The organism is Bradyrhizobium denitrificans, assembly GCF_013179005.1.
Classification (GTDB): domain Bacteria; phylum Pseudomonadota; class Alphaproteobacteria; order Rhizobiales; family Xanthobacteraceae; genus Bradyrhizobium; species Bradyrhizobium denitrificans.
In genome coordinates this window covers 97,000-114,045 of the sequence record NZ_JABFDP010000011.1, presented here as the reverse complement: position 1 = coordinate 114,045, position 17,046 = coordinate 97,000, and the positions used below count along the sequence as shown (strand labels likewise).

Genomic DNA, 17,046 nt, shown 5'->3' with positions numbered 1-17,046 from the left:
GATGCTGTCCCGCATCGCACACCGATGCGCGAGGCGCGTTGATGGTTGCGGCGATGTCGTGTGTTGCAGCCATTCGGATGCGGTGCATGTCAACATTGCTGGACAGAGCAGATGCGATGCGCGTTCAAATTGTCGCATGATTGATCAGCAACGCGATGAGTTCGGCTTTGCGCATTCTACCAAGGCGTATAAGGTCGGGCGTTACCAGCGTCGACGAAGCGCTGGAACGTCGGGGACGTGAAACGCGAGCAAGGTGGTTGACGGGCTGAGTTCGTCGCCCTCGTTGTCGCACGCGCACATATTTTCCGACATTTTGGAGGTAGCAGGTTCGAACGGCTCGAACGATTCGACAATTGCGGCTGATGAATGGCCGATTGGCCACGCCATGACATCCGCAGCAGGCGTTTGATCGCGAGGCGACGTGGGCAGCGGGCATCGACACGTTGGAGGAACCGGAATGGACCAACGCGACGTACGGGCCGCATGGCAGAAATTCGTCGAGCGCGGCACCTTGTCGGGCGACGTGAGGTCGACAGTGGCCGCTTCGTGGCAGCGGTCGCGGCAGCACAGCGTCACGGTCGATCGGGCGAAGGCGCCGCTCGTCGCCGAGGCTGAATTGTTTCGCCAGCGCGCCAAGCACGCGGCGCTTCGCCAGGCCGCGCGTTGCGCGCTGCAGAACTCCAGGACGTTCCTGAGCGACGCCGGCTCGATCATGATCCTCACTGATCCCACCGGCCTGATCATCGACACCCAGGGCGATGCCAGGGTCATCGATGCCGGTCGCGCAGTGCATCTCGAGCACGGCGGGCGCTGGAGCGAGGCCGACATCGGCACCAACGCAATCGGCGCGGCGCTGGCCGACTCGTGCCCCGTGCAGATTCACGGCGCCGAGCATTTCTGCACCGAGGTCCAGCGCTGGACCTGCGCCGCCGTCCCGGTTCACGATCCGAGCGATGGCGAGCTGCTCGGCGTCGTCGACATCTCCGGTCCCGCCAGCACGTTCAATCCGCAGAGCCTGGCGCTGGCGGTGGCGGTCGGCCATCACGTCGAGAGCGTGCTGGCGCAGCTGGCGCGGCAGGACAAGGAGCAGCTGCTGTGCGACTTCATCGCCAAGCGCGCGTCCTGGGCGACCGAGGAATGCATCCTGCTCGACCGCCGCGGCGCCATCCTGCATGCGACCGAGCGTGGGCTGCGCGCCATGAAGGACAACGGTCTCAACACCGACGGCGACGCACCGACGCGGTTCCTGAAGACGGTCGCGTTCGAGGACTGGCCGGCGAAGCTCAAGGAGATCCTGCCGCATGCGAGCTTCGAGCTGGTCAAGAACGGCAGCACGGGTGTCGGCGCGATCGTCGTGATGCACACCCGCCGCCGCGCCCCCGGAGAGCGCGGTGCGGTGGCCATCCGCGGGCGCGACGCCGCGCTTCCGGCGGCACCGTCGCACCACGCGCAGGCCTCTCAGCCGCCGGCGACGTCAGCCGGGAACAAGAGGCCCCGATTTGTTGCCGAAGACCCGAACGTGCTCGCGATCGTGCGGCGCGTGGAGAGCGCGGCGGCGCGCAAGATGCCGATCCTGATCCGCGGTGAGACCGGAACCGGCAAGGAGCAGCTGGCGCGCCATGCCCACGCTGCCAGCGGCCGTTCCGGCGCCTTCGTCGCGGTCAATTGCGCCGCCCTCCCCGACAGCCTGATCGAGGCCGAACTGTTCGGCTATGCCGATGGCGCGTTCACGGGCGCGCGGTCCGGCGGCGCCATTGGTCTGGTCAAGGAGGCCGATGGCGGCACGCTGTTTCTCGACGAGATCGGCGACATGCCGGTTGCGCTGCAGGGCGTACTGCTGCGCCTGCTCGATGACTGGACGGTGCGGCCGGTCGGCGGCAGCGCGTTCAAGGTCGACGTCTTCCTGGTGTCGGCGACCAACGCTGCGCTGGACAAGGCGATCGCCGAGGGACGCTTTCGGTCCGACCTGCTCTATCGGCTCAACACGCTCGAGGTGCGGCTGCCGCGGCTGCGCGAGCGCTGCGATTTCGACGCCATTGCGCGGCAGCTGCTGCACAAGATCGATCCGGGCTGCGACATCACGGCGGAGGCGCTGGCGCGGCTGGCGTCGAACCATTGGCACGGCAACATCCGCGAGCTCGGCAACATGCTGGCGCGGCTCACGCTCGGCGTCTCCAACGGGCTGATCGACGAGACCTGCGTCGATGCCATGATCGGCCACGTCATCGGTCAGGTGATCGCGCGGCCGCCGCAGGACACAGGATCGCTGCACGACGTCCAGCGCGCCCGCATCCTGATGGTCTATGCGGAGACCAATGGCAATGTCAGCGAAACCGCGCGCCGTCTCGGCGTGTCCAGGAACACGATCTATCGCGCGCTCGGCCAGCCGCGGCCATAATCGCCAGCGCAGTGCTTCACACGATCGGCGGACAACGAGAGCCGGGCCCATGCCCGGCTCATCATCGGCGCAAGCCGCGCGGGCTCACAGCAACTCGGCGCCCCCGCCCAGGGCCGGACCGGCGGTCGGGTCGTAATCGTCCGGCTTCTTCGCGATCAAGGTCTGCGTCGTCAGGATCAGCCCGGCAACGGAAGCGGCATTGCGCACCGCGCTGTAGCAGACCTTGACGGGATCGACGATGCCGGCCTTGACGAGATCGACCGAGGCGCCGTTGCGGGCGTCGAGGCCGTGGCCGTTGGCGCCCTTGGCGACCTTCTTGACCTCGGCCTCGGCGTCGAGGCCGGCATTGGCCGCGATGTGAAACAGCGGGCGGCTTAATGCACGCTGCAGAAGCTCAGCCCCCTGCCGCACGCTGCCATCCAGCCCCTTGATCAGGTCGTCGAGCTTCGGCGCCGCCTTCAGCAGCGCAAAGCCGCCGCCCGGCACGATGCCCTCCTCGATCGCCGCCCGCGTCGCATTAATCGCGTCTTCGATCAATTGTGTGCGGCGCTTCTGCTCGACGGGCGTCGCTCCGCCGGCCAGGATCATCGCCGTGCCGCCCGAGAGCTTGGCGATGCGCTCCTGGAACTTGTCGCGCTCGATATTCTCCGGCGCCGCCTCATATTGGCGCATCACCTGCGCGCGGCGCGCGGCAATCCTGTCCGGATCGCCGGCGCCCGCCGTGATCAGCGTTTTGGAGGCGGAGATCCGCACCTGGCGGGCGGCGCCGAGATCCTGCAGCTCGACCTTTTCCAGCCGACCGCCGAGATCGATCGAGATCACGCGGCCGCCCGTCGTGATCGCGATATCCTCCAGCATGGCCTTCCGCCAATGGCCGAACTCCGGCGGGTGGATCGCGGCGACCTTGAAGTTGGTCTTCTCCCGGCGCGCCAACAGCTGCATGATCACGACCGGCGCGACCTCCTCGGCGATGATCAGCAAGGGCCGGTCGCTCTTCTCCACCAGGGAGATCACGCCGGCGAGCTGTTCGCCGCTGTGGATCTTGTGGTCGGTCATCAGGATGAACGGGTTGTCGAGCACGACCTGCATGCGCTCCACATCCGTCACCATGTGATGCGAGAGATAGCCGCGCTCGAACGCCATGCCTTCGACGACTTCCAGCGTCGTCTGGACCGTGCTGCCATATTCGACGGCGACGATGCCGTGCGTGCCCGCGCGCTCGAACGCTTCGGCGACCATGTCGCCGAGCGCGGCATCATTGGCCGCGATGCTTGCGACCGCCCGCAGACCCGCCGAGCCCTGCAGGGCGATCGCCGAGCGCTTCAGATTCTTGATCGTCTCGGCCACCGCAAGCTCGAGTCCCTCAACCAATTCCACCGGGTTGGCGCCGGCGGCGAGGCATTTCAGTCCATCCTGCACCAGCACGTCGGCCAGCACCGTCGCCGTGGTGGTGCCGTCGCCAGCGGTGTCATTGGTCTGCTTCGACACCTCGCGCAGCACCTGCGCGCCCATATTCTCGAACGGACACTCCAGCTCGATCTCGCTGGCAATGCTAACGCCGTCGCGCGACACGATCGGCGTTCCGATCGGACGGTCCATGATCGCGTTCATTCCCTTCGGACCCAGGGTGCCGCGCACCGCCTTGGCGAGCTTGGCAACGCCCCGCCCCAATGCGGCCCGCGCCGCCTCGTCATGCAGCATGATCTTCGGCATGTTCTCAACCTCCCATTGGCCTGATCGCTCGCCGTCTTCGCCGGCGCGACTTTGTTATCCCCCCGGCCGGTCAGGCCGAGGCGCGTGCTTTTGGAACGAAGGGCGTCTCCAGATCGAACCGCACTGACAGCAGGCCGCGGCACAGCGCGCTGTTGAACTCGGCATTGACGCCGACACGCCGCAGTCCCGAGACGTAGGCGGCAAAGCGCTCGGCGCTCAGGGGCAGGCCCGCGGCGTCGACGAAGGCCGGCATCTCGTCGTCCGCGGCCGCCACGACGCCACGCCGCTCGAGATAACGCCGCCGCAGCCGGTCGCCCTCGTCGTCGACAGGCAGGCCACGAAGCTCGAACAAGGTCAGCGCCGCAATCGTCTCCGGCGAATGTCCTGTCCCGGTGAGATGATTGAGCAGCGCGACCTGACGGCGCTGGAACGCCTTGACGAGGAACGTCCGCCGCAGATCATCCAGGTCGCCATCGGCCTCGACGCCGAACGTCTCCTGGAACGACAGGCCCCGCGCCAGCCCGGCATTGATGGTGTCCGCATACATGTGCTCGCCGAGCACCACGCTGACGCCGGTGACCCAGGCGAGCGCCGCCACAGCGCGGCGCATGTCATCCGCCATCAGGAACGAGAAGTTGGCGGCACACCAATAGGTCGGCAGCCGGAACTCGATCTGGACATGGTTCGCAGCGTCAATATCCGCTTTGGTGACGAAGTTGAGTTCGACCACGGATTCGTCGAGCTCCGGATCCATGACGCTCTGCAGAGCGCCCCACAATTCAGTCTGCCTGGTCTCGACCTGGCTCTGCCCGGCCTGCCAGTGCTCCGCCTGCCGGTCCCGTTCCGGCAGGCTCCTTGCAACATGCCCGCTCATGGCATTCACGCCGGCACGGGTTCGGACAGATGGGCGTAGCCGCCGCCAGCCCGGATCTTCTTCTTTTGGGCTTCGACATCGATGCCGTAGAGCCGCGCGGCGTTGAGGCCGAGAATCTTGGTCTTGTTCTCCAAGGTCAGAACCGAGCCGGTTTCCTTGGTCAAGTCCTCCGGAATCTCGAACGCCATGAACTTGTCGATCAGCCATTTCGGCGTCCAGATGCCGTAGTCGCTGCCATAGAGGATCTTGTCCGGCCCGAGCCAGAACAACAGCTCCGACATCACATGGGCGAAATAGCCCGGCCGCGAGTGGATGAACGGCAACGCCACGGCGATGCCCGCATAGACGTTGGTTTCCTGGGTCGCGATCCAGCAGAAATCATCCAGCCGCGGCAGCCCACAATGCTCGACGATGAAGTTGAGATCCTGAAACGAGGTCGCGACGTCGTCGATATCGGCCACATCAAAAGCATCACGGTTCAAGGGAATGATCGTCGGTCCCTTGTGGACGTGGATGTTCTTGATGCCGAGCTTCTGCGCCGCCTCGAGATATTTGTAGGAGTCCTTGTCCGAGAGCTTGTAGCCCTTGGACTCGCCGCGCCATTCCGCCGTATACAGCTTCACGCCCTGGAGCTTGTATTTCTCCGCCAGCGCGTGCAGATCTTCCAGCCCCTTGCTGCCGTCACGCGGATCGAACGCGCCGTTGAGGATGAAGCGATCCGGATGGCTCTTCTTCATCGCGGCATTGCGCTCGGTGGTGTTGAAACCGTTCTTGTAGAAGTCCGTCAGGTATGTGGGTTGCAGGATCGCCATGTCGTCATAGCCCGACACGAACAGATCGTCGAACATCGTCTTGGCATCGTATTTCTCGAATTTCTCCTTCTCCCACCTCTCCGACGGCGGGCTGAGGTTGGAGTGGTAGGCATAGAAGCACTCGATGAACTGCTTGCCGTGAATGTTCTTCTGATTGGCCGGGCTGCCGTCCCAGAAGTGGGTATGCCCATCGATCACGAATATCTCTTCGCCGTTGGCCGTCCTGTACATCGCGCTTCTCCCGCTCCCAGATTGATTGTGATGCGGCCTGCCGTTGCTGGCGGCGCCCTGTTGATCCGGCCGGCACAAAGCCGGCCGGACGCCGTTCATTCCCGCTCAGACGATGTATTTCATCATCTCGTTCATGTCGCCGAACAGCATCACGGTGTTGTCGTCGATCATCACCATCCGGCCGTAATGCGTCGAGGTCGCGATCTCGAACAGATGCGGCGTCATCTCGCGGCCGAGCTCCTCGGAGATCTCGTCCATCTTGAACTCCATCTTGCCGATGCCGTCGATCCGGATCATCGCCGGCATGTAGGTCACGGTGATGTGGTCGTGACGGCTCATCACGTCGGCAATGGCGCGCGCCTCGACGCTGTCGTTCATCGTGACCCCGCACTGGTGGGACACCGTGTCCTCGAACTTGATGTCCTTCATCGATTTGAAGATGTTGTCGGCTTCCTGCATCATGGTGGCTCTCCTGACGGATTGAGTGAAACGTGTTGGCTTCGGCTAGGACAGGATGGCGGGAACCGTCAGCCCCAGCTCGGCGGCAATGCCCCTGATCCGGTTCTTGGCCTGAGCGAGCGCATCGCTGAAGGTCACGACCTTGACCCGCGGCTGCGACCAGATCGGCTGCAGCCGGTTGGCTGCGTCGAGCGCGAGCTCGGCGTGCTTGGCCAGCCATTTGTTGAACAGCGCGATGTTGTGCGCCGCATGCTGGGCATCGGTGCCGAGGATGTGGAACAGCTCGACCGTGTTGGCGAGATTGCGCTCGTAATCGGCCTCCGCCGCCGACACGACGGCCGGCGTGATGAAGTCGTTCTGGGCCGATGCGGCCTGCATCAGGAAGCCGGACCGGAACAGCTCACCGACAACAGGCTCGAACACCGCGTTGGTGGCGAAATACTGTTCAAGATAGTCGTTCGATCCCATCACCGACTCGATCGACTTGCGCACGCCCTGCCAGATCGGATCCTCCAGCCAGTGCTGCTTGCCGGCGTTGACGTCGAAGCCGGGAAGGTCGAGCGCGATCTCGCTGAGATACAGCGTGATATCCTGGGCGAAGCGCAGCTTGTAGGAGGAGTTGGTCAGGATCGCATTGTTGACCATCTGGGTGTAGCCATAACGCTGGGCCTGCATCGTCGACGTTCCCAGGCCGAACTCGGCATGCTTGTAGGCGCCGAGATGGTTCTGCAGGATCTTCACCCAGGCGGGGTCGAAGCGCGCGGGTGCGCCGGACTTGCGGCCGTTCTCGATGGTGTTCTGCACCATGCCGCAGATCGTCGACTGGCGCTGATAATGCGTCCGCTCCCATTCCTGGTCGACGGCACGGAATTTGTGCCAGTTGGAGCTCTTCGCCGCCGTCCAGTCCTTGCTGTAGGTCGGCGTGCCGTCCGGGAACGAGATGATCCAGTCCTGCAGCAGATAGCGCTCAGGGTCGGGCTGGACGTCGACCGTCATGTCCTCGTAATGGGTCGCCTTGCGGCCCTTCGGCTCGAAATAATTATACTTGCGGCTGTCGGAGCCTGGAAACACGGCCGATCCCGCCGCGCCGGATTTGACGACACCCGGCTCCACAGTGGCTCCGCTTGCTTGTGCACTCATGACGACCTCCCTCTTTTGCTGTTGTGTTGCGACGATGTCCGAACGCCGTCATCGCACCGCCGGCGTAAACTTGTCGAAATAGATGTGGTCCGGCTCGACGCCATTGATCTGCAGGACCGGCAGCACAGCATCGATCATCGGCGTCGGGCCGCAGGCGTAGGCGTCGATTGCCCCGGCCAGGTTCTCCTGCTTCAGGTGACGGGCCACGACCTCGTGCACGAAGCCGGTCTCGCCGTCCCAACCGTCCTCGGGCGAGGCGTGCGACAGCGCCGGGACGAATTTGAAATCGTTGAGCTGCCGGCCGATCGCGGCCAGTTCGTCGAGATAGAACAGATCGGCGCGCGTCCTGGCGCCGTAGAAGAAGCGGACCGGCCGCTGTTCGCCGCTGGCGATATGGTCGGCCAGGATCGACCACAGCGGCGACATCCCCGAGCCGCCGCCGATCAGCAGCATCGGGCCAGGCCGTTCCTCGCGCCGGAAGCAGGTGCCATAGGGACCCTTCGCCATCACGACATCGCCGACACCAAGTCCGCCGTCGAGCTGGGCGGAAAACGCGCCATTCGGATATTTCTTGATGATGAAGCTCAGCCGCGTGCCCTCGCCCGGCGCATTAGCCATCGAGAAGGCACGGGTGATGCGGCCGTCGTCGATCGTCAGGTCAACATACTGGCCGGCCCAGAACTTCATCGACTTGTCGATCTCGATCTCCAGCAGACGGATGTCAGACGTCAGCGCCGTGATCGCCGCGACGCGGCCGCGAAACGCCTTGACCGCGATCGATCGCCGCAGCATATCCTCGTCGTAATTCAGCAGTTCGAAGCTGACGTCGCTATAGGCGTGGGTCCGGCACAGCAGAACATGCCCGTTCTCGCTCTCGTAATCCGGCAGCGCGAAGGTCGAATATTTCAGGAGCTCGATGTCACCATCGACGAGCTTCGACTTGCAGCTTCCGCACTGGCCCTCCTTGCAGCCATGCATCAGCGAGATGCCCTGGCGGAACGCCGCATCGAGCACGGTCTCTCCTTCCTCGACCTCCATCTCGATCCCTACAGGCTCGAACCGCACCTTGTGAACCTGCACGTCCGTCACCACAGCCTTCGTACCAACCGACATCGACATCCTCCCCGGCACCTCAAGCAGATGATCGCAGGGAGCCGGCGCGCCGGCCCCCTGCTCTCGTATCGTCAATGGCAAGGATTGATGGTGAAGCCCTTGCGATAGTCGGCGACCGCGATCTCGCGCTCGATCGGCGAGAGCGCGCGGAAGCCGCGCAGCGGACTGCCAAGCTGGTGGCCGCGCACGTGATCGAGCGTCCACATGTCCTTGGCGTCGAACCGCAGATGCGGCTGGGCCGTCAGGGTCTTGCCGTCCGGACGAACGAAGCCGAGATCCTTGATGGCGTCGGCAATGTCCCAGCCGTGGTAGCAGTCTTCCCATTCACGGCGACCGCTGAAACGACCCATTGCCGGCGTGGCACGGCCTTCATACTCGGCGGCAAATGCCACCTTATGGGTCCAGCGGCAGCCTTCCGAGCAATAAGTATAGATCTTGCCGTCGACCTCGTCACAGACGAAGTCCTCGCGGATCAGGCAAGGTACCATGCAGCTCCAGCAGCGGTGCGGATAGACGTAGCCAACGTCGCTGTTGAACAGGATGTTGGTCTCGCCCGGCACGCTCAGCTTCGCATACCACTTCCAGAAGTCGCCGAACTCAGCGTACCAACCCGGATATTTGTGCTCGAACCACTCGAAATCCTTCTCGGTCTGGGCCTCGATGCGCCAGAAGTTCGCCGACCAGCCAACCGCGAAGAACTGCGCGGTCTTGTGGACATAGTTCTTCTTGACGATCCGGTCCCAGGCGGCGGCGACGTCGTCATGGTGGATCTTGATGCCGTACTTTTCCAGCGGCAGCATGTAAGTGCGATAGTAATCTTCATAGATCCAGCGGTGCCAGAGCTCCGCATAGGACTCCTTGTTCTTGTCGCGGTTTGTGGTGCCGTATTCGATGAAGGTACCGATCGCGGCGTCGACGATGGCGTGGTTCTGCCAGAACGCGTATTTCAGGTCGCGCTCGAGCAGCTGATGGTTCGACGGATCGTTGATCATCGCCATCAGCATCGAGTGGCCGTTGCCGATGTGGCGCGATTCATCGGACTGCACCGACAAGAACACGGTCGGCAGTGCGTAGTCGCCGTTGCGGGCGGCCTCCGATGGCATCGCGACGAACAGGGTGTTGGTGAAGGCCGTCTCGGCGACCACCGTGAGATAGACGTTCGCGGCGGTGATCGCGTCCCCAGTCAGGAAGCCCTCGGCGAACTGGCGCCCGATGGTGGTGGCGTAGCACTTGCCGAACGCGGCTTCGGTGATATCAAACCCAGCCGGATCGATATAGTTCTCCATGTACCACTTCTTGAGGTTCATCTGGATCGTCGAGTGCCGGAACTCGTCGACCATCTGCATCGTGAAGCCGGTACGCAGCTCCTCGCCCGGCGCCAGCCGGCCGACCATCGCCATCGATCGCGCCGCTGAGATTTCCGGGAACGGGATGATGGCCAGGAACAGCTTCATCCATTCGACCCAGCGCGGCTCGACATTGCGGAACATGTCGCCTCGCAGCGCCGCGTCGAGCGCGCCATAGACGCGGTTGTCCTTCTCCTCCTGCATCGGGAAATACGAGCGCAGGACCTGCTTCATCGGATCGCGGGGAGTTTTCGAAATCTTGTAGTCGGTCGGGAACGTCATCGCCTCCTGGACGTAGCTCGGCGTCCAGCCGAGATCCGCGACGCGATTGGCAGCCTCGGCAATCGTGATGCCCTTCTGGGCGGTAATCTTATTGAGCGTCAGACTTGCAGACATTTCCTTCTCCTTTGAACGTTGCATCAGCTTCTTGGTCAGGCCTTGATCGTTCGATCGAAGGAGCTACGCCAAACGACGACTCCCGCGACGTCTCCTGCAAATTCACGTCTGCCCATCAACTTTGAGGTCCGAAAATTGACTTTGACTCCCGCAATGAATTGGCATTTCAGACCGGCTTGGCGGCGTCCGCCGCCCCGCCCGCTTCCGTGCCGCGGCTGACCAGAGGCCGGCCTTCCGCGACGAACTTCGCCGCCAGCACCAAGGTGCCGATGGCAAACTCTTTGCCGTGTCGCACGATCATCGCCTCGGCGACCTCGCCGACCGTCGCGAAGAACGCGTCCTTCGAGCGGTCCTCCTCGGTCGGCTCCGCTGGCGGCGGGTGTGTCTGGCTGCGAACCGGCGGCACCGCCGAGACGGGCGCACCGGACGTCCTGAGATTGAGCCTGCTCATGTCGACCTTGCTCATCATGCATGTCCCGTCCGTTTGTGGTCATCCTCGGTGGGTGAGCTGTCGAACTCCAACAGCGCGTGATTGAGCCATTCGCGCTCGGCGACGAGGCGGGTGTGCTCGTCGCGAAGCTGGCTCAGGCGCTCCGTCACCCTGGCGAGTTCGTCCTGCGCAGCGCGGCCGCTGTCCGAGCGCGCGACATCGCGCCGCGCGCATTCCAGCTCGATCTCGGCGCCGCCGCGCGCACTTTCGTTCCGGAGCTGCATTTCGTTATTGCGGATGATGCCCTCGATCAGCCTATGCCGCGCGATCATGCGGTCGCGCGCCTGCTGCAGCCGGGCCGCTTCCTCGGCCGTGATCTGTGGCCCGCTTTCGCTGGACTTGGTCACGAGCATCACTCTCGTTCGACGATTGGGGTGGACACCGCGCATCTGGCCGCGCCCGCCTTACGGGATCAGCACGGCGCGTCCGTGGATACGCCCATGATGCAGGTCATGCAGCGCGTCATTGGCCTCGCTCAGCCGGTATTCTTTGGTATGCAGGTTCACGAGGCCGCGGTCGGCCAACGCCATCAACTCGACCAGCTCCGCATAGGTGCCGACCAGATTGCCGACGATGGTCTTCTCGGTGGTGATCATGTCGATGGTCGGCAGATCGATCTTGCCGCCATAGCCCACGATGTAATAGGAGCCGCCATTGGCGGTCATCGCGAGACCCTTGGCGATGGCATCGCCCTCGCCGACGAAGTCGATGACGGCCTCCGCGCCGCGACCGCCGGTCAGCGCCAGCACCGCCTCGACCTCGCCGCCATCGGCCTTCACCAGGTGGTGCGCCCCGCAGGTCTTGGCGAGCTCCAGCGATTTGTCGGAGCGGTCGACGACGATGATCTCCGCCGCACATAGCGCCGCGAGAACCTGGATGCCGATATGGCCGAGGCCGCCGGCCCCGATCACCACGGCGTATTCGCCCGGCAGCAGATGACGCGACGCCTTCTTGGCCGCGCGATAGGCCGTCAGGCCGGCGTCCGTGTAGGGCGCGACGTCCTTCGGCGCCAGCGACTTTGGCAGCTTGATCAGCGAGCGCTGTCCGGTCAGCAGATATTGCGCGTAGCCGCCATTGGCGTTGATGCCAGGAAAGGAGCTGTCGAGCGCGTGCATGTCGTTGCCGCGCCGACACGCCAGGCAATGGCCACTGGTCACCAGCGGGTGACAGATCACGCTGTCGCCGACCTTGACGCCTTCGACGCCAGGGCCAACAGCTTCGACCCAGCCTGCGTTCTCATGACCCATGATGTAGGGAAGCTTGACATCGACCTTGCTGCGCCAGATGCCCTCGACGATGTGAAGATCGGTACGGCAGACTCCGGCGCCACCGATGCGCACAATCACGTCCATCGGACGCGAGATCTTCGGGTCGGCGACCTCTTCGTATCTGACGAACTCCTTCGCCGTCAGCTTTTCATCGAATGCATGGAGAACCGCGGCCTTCATGAACTCCCCCCGGATATTTTTCGTTTCGACGTCAACGTGTCGCAGCCGTCGTTGACGAGAGTTGAGCAAGAGCTATGCCAGCGAGCTAACAGGCTGATAATCCGGATCTTCTCAGCCGCGCCTGCGCCGGTCTTCGGTCCGCCGCGGATCAATGCTGATTGCACAACTGTTCCGGGACGGAACAGTTTTCGCGATGCAAGAACAGCTTGCGACGGCAGCGGCGCATTTTTGCTTTTCGCGCGATTGCTCTATGCTGATCGAAGCAGCACCAGATCACGAACAATCAAACAGCCGCGGCGGCCCGAATAAGGCAAAGCCGCGGACCGGGAGGATGGACGATGCTGCCTGCCAGCCGGCGCCTCGATGGCGCGTGGTTGAAGCTCGACGATGAGGGGCATCCGCCAGCCGGTCTGATGTCGGCCGACATCTACGACAGCTGGATGCGCTGCATCACGTTGGGTCTCGATGCGCTGCGTCCGCCCTCGCCCGAATTCGTCGATGCCGCCGTGCTGCGGCAGGAGCAGCAACGCTGCTCGCTGGTGCGCGGCCTCGCTTTGGCCGAGATGCACACGCTGCATCAGCAGATCGCCGGCTCCAATTTCATGATCGCGTTTGCCACCGCCGAAGGGCTTCTGCTCGACAGCATCTCGGATTCCAGCTTCAGCGATGCGTCAGATGCCGCCTGCATCCGTGCGGGCTCGATCTGGACCGAGAGCATCTGCGGCACCAATGGGCTCGGCACGGCGGCCTATCTGAAGCGGCCGATCGTCGTGCACGGCCGCGAGCACTTTTTCGCCCGCTACAACAACCTGACCTGCGTGGCGGCGCCGATCTTCGCGCCTGACGGCGAGGTCGCCGGCATCCTCGACGCGTCGTCCGATTGCATGTCGCGCCAGGCGCACACACAGGCGCTGGTGGCGATGGCCGCGACCCAGATCGAGAACGGGCTGTTCCGCGAGCAGCATCGCGGCAACATACTGATCGCCTTCCACAACCGCGGCGAATATCTGCACACGCTGAGCGCCGGCCTGCTGGCCGTCGACAATGACGGCCGGATTCTCGCCGCCAACCGCGCGGCGCGCGTGCTGCTGCACGGCCTGCCGGCCTTCGCCGGCCGCCTGTTCGGCGATGTCTTCCGTGGCCGGTTCAGTGACTTCGTCGACGAGGGCCGGCGCAAGGAGCGACAGCGGCTCGAGGACGATGTCGGGAGCCAGTTCGTCGCGACGATCGAGAACAGCCGCCAGTTCCCAATGACGCATCGCGTGCTGGCACCACGGCCCGCGCCGCCGAAGAGCCCGGCGGCGGCGTTCGTCTCCGCCGATCCGAGGATCGCTGCGATCGTACAGCGCGTTGCCATCGCGGCCGCGCGCAAGATGCCGATCCTCATTCGCGGCGAGACCGGCACCGGCAAGGAGCAGATGGCACGGCACGCCCATGCGGCGAGCCGGCGCGCCGGCTCCTTCGTCGCCGTCAATTGCGCCGCCCTTCCCGACAGCCTGATCGAGGCCGAGCTGTTCGGCTATACAGAAGGCGCCTTCACCGGTGCCAGGAAAGGCGGCTCGGCCGGCCTGTTCAAGGAGGCCGACGGCGGCACGCTTTTTCTCGACGAGATCGGCGACATGCCGGTGACGTTGCAGGCGGTGCTGCTGCGCTTCCTCGACGACTGGACGGTGCGGCCGGTCGGCGGCAGCAAGCGCGAGGTCGACGTGCTCCTGGTGTCGGCCACCAACGCCAATCTCGACGACGCGATCGCCAAGGGCCGCTTCCGATCCGACCTGCTGTTTCGCCTCAACACGCTCGAAGTGACGCTGCTGCCGCTGCGCGAGCGCACCGACTTCGCCGACATCGCCCGCCATTTGATGACGAAGATCGATCCGTCGATCGCACTGTCCGAGGCTGCTATTCAGCGGCTTGCACAGCGGAGCTGGGACGGCAACATCCGCGAGCTTCGCAACGTCCTGGCGCGGCTCTCGCTCAGCGAGACCGGCCCGGTAATCGACGCCGCCACCGTCGACGCCGCCATCGGACCCGGCAGCGCCGAGCCCGTCGCGCCAAAGATCAAGATGGACGAAAGCGCACCGGCCGACCTGCACGAGATCCAACGCGCCCTCGTGCTCGCCACCTTCGCGGAGACCGGCAACAATATCAGCAAGACGGCGCGGCGGCTCGGCATCTCGCGCAACACCGTCTATCGCGCGCTGCGCGGCAAGCCGGGCTGACGCGCGCATGACAAAGGCTCGATCAATCCAAGGGAGGCCACGATGTTCGAACCGGAGAACAGTCTCGAAGCGCTGATGCAGGCGGCCGGACGCGACCCCGCGATCATCCCGCGGTTCTACCGCGCGCTGCTCGAGGCCGAGATCTATGTCCTGACACCGGAGGCCCGGATCGAGCCCGGGCAACGCCGCTCGCTGGCGCGCCAGGAACGCATCAACGTCGCGAGCGTCGAATTCCAGGGTCTGACCTGGCTGCCGGCGTTCACCTCGAGGAAGCGCATCTCCGACTATGTCAAGGCACCGGAGGCCTGCCTGGGCGCCACGGCCCGCGATCTGTTCACGATGCTGCCCGACGCGAATTTCTGGTTCAATCCGCTGTCCGAATGCCAGAAGCCGATGCCGGCCAGCGAAATCCTGCTGCTGATGAATGGGACGATCTTCGACAAGCTGCAGGCGGCGGACGCGGCTCGGCACGCCGGCCGGTGATCACGTTTCCGCGGCGGAGCGGAAGGGTACTGGCCTCTCCGAGCTGCTAGCGAGGCTGAACGCCAATGCAGGTTGTCGTACCATCGGTCTCGCGGGCTGAAACGCTGCAGGGCCGCGGCTTCACAGGCTTGTCCACGATCTCCGGCTGAGCCCCGCCGGACTTTGTCGCTGCCGCCGTCGCATCTTGAGCCGACGTCGCGTTCGAGGGGCCACTCTGACCCAAGGTGGATGGAGCCGTCCCACCCCGTTCGCTGCCCTTGGGCGGCACGCCGGTGGTTCCGCCGATCACACCGCCAACGGTCGGCGCATGTTCCAGGCCGGCGGCTGGATGATCAGGGCTGACCCGTTTGGGCGCGGCGTTGGCACCCGAAGCAGTGTTCGGAGCAGGCGGCCCTCCGCCTATCTGGCCGGCGGGAGGGCCGCCGCCAACGCTTTGACCGGCCCCTGTTCCCGCCGCAGCCGATCCCGAACCTGCGCCGGCCCCCGCCGCCCCACCGCCAGCCCCTCCGCCACCTTGGGCCTGAGAGGCGTGCACCGAAGCGGCCGCCAGAAGGCTGATGATGAGGATCCTGATAGATGACTTTCGCATGCCAACCTCCCAATCTCGGAAGAACAAGGCTCTTGGTGGCGTCACGTTCCATGTCGGAAAGGACGATTATGCCGATCTCGATGCGCCACAGGCTCCCCGGGCTGACGAGCGGCGGCGTCTTCGGCTCAGGACGGGAACTGCGTCCCCCAAACGCTATTCATCCGGGCGACGCAGCTGACCAGCGCCGCTGAGCGCCGACAGTCCTGGCCGCCCCGCCGCACCGCGGTTGCATTGGCTCTTGTCTTGAACGGGCCACCTGGGGGCTAACCTTGCAAACGCAGCATGGAGATCACTCGCCGGCCGACAGCGTAACGACCGGATCGGCATTCGCAGCCGATCGGATCGCCATCGCCACCGCCGACATCCCTCGCCAATCCAGGCCAAGGTGAGCACCGGCTTGTTGCAGCTGGGCGTCAACCTGTCCGCCAGCGATCACCGTCAAAATGGCTCTCTCGTCAGCCGAGAGGCGATTGCACGATGATGGCAGACAGACGAGATCACGATGCTTTCGGATCCGCCGGACCAGCGCGGCCACATGGGCGACAACGAGCGGCGCGCGCTCACCGCCCAGCTCCCGCTCGGCGACATCAAAAGCCGCGTCCCAGCAATCCACATGGCCGGTCGCATAGCCCGCCGCAATCGACCGCAACACAGACAGGACGACCGCCTTCCAGTCCTCACGGCCGCAATCGCCTGAGCGCTTCCATCTTTCGTATCTCGCAAACCCGCATGTGGCGGCACACTCATCGACATGTGTGGCGCCGAGCAGATCCCGAGGTCGTTGAAAGGCCGTCATGAGCGGTCCTAGTGCAAAGTGAGCGATCCGACCTGCCAACTTCGCATGGCCATCGTGGCTTGCCGTTCGGTGTCGTCCGCATCCTGAATAGGAAGCATCAACCCGGCATTGGCGAAAATCCGTCCAAACCCGCAGGCCGGCCCCATGATCCAACTAGCAGCAGACGGCGGAAGCCACTGTTCGAAGCGCCTCCGAGCGATGTCAAAGCAGCCGTATTGGACAGCGGCTACGGCTTGCAGCAACCGGCATTCGCTCAGCGACACACACCGGCAGCCGGAGGCGTGAAGCTCAACTGGAGCACGGGCTGTGCGCGCGAACACGTCGAGCATCGCCTCAAGCGAATGCACGGCGTCTGCCACCTTGAACTGCTCATAGACCTGACGCAGATCGCCTACGCTCGCTCGTCCGAGACGTCGCGAATGAGCGACGACGCGGACCCCCCAGATGAGCAATCGCCCGCTGATGTCGACAGTCATGAGGCCGTCGGCCTCACTTTTGATAGCGTTATCCGAATTCACCATCCTACCCCGATGAGATCG

15 protein-coding genes are annotated in these 17,046 nt (G+C 64.4%); 3 read left to right on the top strand and 12 right to left on the bottom strand.

Going from position 1 to position 17,046, the window contains the following annotated elements; genetic code table 11:
- Positions 1-457 precede the first annotated feature (457 nt).
- On the top strand, positions 458-2,398 hold the full coding sequence (locus tag HL671_RS13825; protein ID WP_172236709.1) for a sigma-54-dependent Fis family transcriptional regulator: 1,941 nt from the start codon (positions 458-460) through the stop codon (positions 2,396-2,398).
- A gap of 84 nt (positions 2,399-2,482) precedes the next feature.
- On the opposite strand, the gene groEL is transcribed toward HL671_RS13825, so the two are convergent.
- The 10 genes from groEL to HL671_RS13775 all read right to left on the bottom strand — a co-directional run bounded on the left by groEL (position 2,483) and on the right by HL671_RS13775 (position 12,420).
- A complete protein-coding gene (groEL, locus tag HL671_RS13820; protein ID WP_172236708.1) occupies positions 2,483-4,111 on the bottom strand; it encodes a molecular chaperone GroEL in 1,629 nt (542 codons plus the stop codon).
- A 70-nt stretch (positions 4,112-4,181) separates the two neighbouring features.
- Positions 4,182-4,985 carry a metal-sulfur cluster assembly factor gene (locus HL671_RS13815; RefSeq protein WP_012043730.1) on the bottom strand — a complete coding sequence of 268 codons (804 nt, stop codon included), beginning with the start codon at positions 4,983-4,985 and terminating at the stop codon, positions 4,182-4,184.
- A 5-nt stretch (positions 4,986-4,990) separates the two neighbouring features.
- Complete coding sequence (locus tag HL671_RS13810) at positions 4,991-6,028, bottom strand: amidohydrolase family protein (RefSeq protein ID WP_172236707.1); 1,038 nt, start codon at positions 6,026-6,028, stop codon at positions 4,991-4,993.
- 105 nt (positions 6,029-6,133) lie between these two features.
- Entirely contained in the window at positions 6,134-6,490 is a 357-nt protein-coding gene (locus HL671_RS13805) for an MmoB/DmpM family protein (protein WP_012043728.1), read from the bottom strand.
- 42 nt (positions 6,491-6,532) lie between these two features.
- Entirely contained in the window at positions 6,533-7,627 is a 1,095-nt protein-coding gene (locus tag HL671_RS13800) for an aromatic/alkene monooxygenase hydroxylase subunit beta (RefSeq protein WP_012043727.1), read from the bottom strand.
- Between the two features lie 48 nt (positions 7,628-7,675).
- Entirely contained in the window at positions 7,676-8,746 is a 1,071-nt protein-coding gene (locus tag HL671_RS13795; RefSeq protein WP_172236706.1) for an NADH:ubiquinone reductase (Na(+)-transporting) subunit F, read from the bottom strand.
- A 65-nt stretch (positions 8,747-8,811) separates the two neighbouring features.
- Positions 8,812-10,482 (bottom strand): aromatic/alkene/methane monooxygenase hydroxylase/oxygenase subunit alpha, encoded by a 1,671-nt coding sequence (locus HL671_RS13790; RefSeq protein ID WP_012043725.1) that lies wholly within the window; start codon positions 10,480-10,482, stop codon positions 8,812-8,814.
- A gap of 166 nt (positions 10,483-10,648) precedes the next feature.
- The gene (locus HL671_RS13785; protein ID WP_246579662.1) at positions 10,649-10,948 is read right to left on the bottom strand and encodes a hypothetical protein; all 300 of its coding nucleotides are present in this window, start codon (positions 10,946-10,948) and stop codon (positions 10,649-10,651) included.
- Positions 10,948-11,325: a hypothetical protein gene (locus HL671_RS13780; RefSeq protein WP_172236704.1), complete on the bottom strand. Its 378-nt coding sequence runs from the start codon at positions 11,323-11,325 to the stop codon at positions 10,948-10,950. The genes HL671_RS13785 and HL671_RS13780 overlap by 1 nt, the downstream gene beginning before the upstream one ends.
- A gap of 51 nt (positions 11,326-11,376) precedes the next feature.
- Positions 11,377-12,420: an NAD(P)-dependent alcohol dehydrogenase gene (locus HL671_RS13775; protein ID WP_012043722.1), complete on the bottom strand. Its 1,044-nt coding sequence runs from the start codon at positions 12,418-12,420 to the stop codon at positions 11,377-11,379.
- A 338-nt stretch (positions 12,421-12,758) separates the two neighbouring features.
- Between HL671_RS13775 and HL671_RS13770 the strand changes: the two genes are divergently transcribed.
- The gene (locus HL671_RS13770; protein ID WP_172236703.1) at positions 12,759-14,639 is read left to right on the top strand and encodes a sigma-54-dependent Fis family transcriptional regulator; all 1,881 of its coding nucleotides are present in this window, start codon (positions 12,759-12,761) and stop codon (positions 14,637-14,639) included.
- A 42-nt stretch (positions 14,640-14,681) separates the two neighbouring features.
- Complete coding sequence (locus HL671_RS13765) at positions 14,682-15,122, top strand: SseB family protein (protein WP_012043720.1); 441 nt, start codon at positions 14,682-14,684, stop codon at positions 15,120-15,122.
- 878 nt (positions 15,123-16,000) lie between these two features.
- On the opposite strand, the gene HL671_RS13760 is transcribed toward HL671_RS13765, so the two are convergent.
- Together HL671_RS13760 and HL671_RS13755 are read right to left on the bottom strand one after the other, a co-directional pair.
- Positions 16,001-16,507 carry a hypothetical protein gene (locus HL671_RS13760; protein ID WP_172236702.1) on the bottom strand — a complete coding sequence of 169 codons (507 nt, stop codon included), beginning with the start codon at positions 16,505-16,507 and terminating at the stop codon, positions 16,001-16,003.
- A gap of 8 nt (positions 16,508-16,515) precedes the next feature.
- The gene (locus HL671_RS13755) at positions 16,516-17,028 is read right to left on the bottom strand and encodes a hypothetical protein (RefSeq protein ID WP_172236701.1); all 513 of its coding nucleotides are present in this window, start codon (positions 17,026-17,028) and stop codon (positions 16,516-16,518) included.
- Between the last annotated feature and the right edge of the window lie 18 nt (positions 17,029-17,046).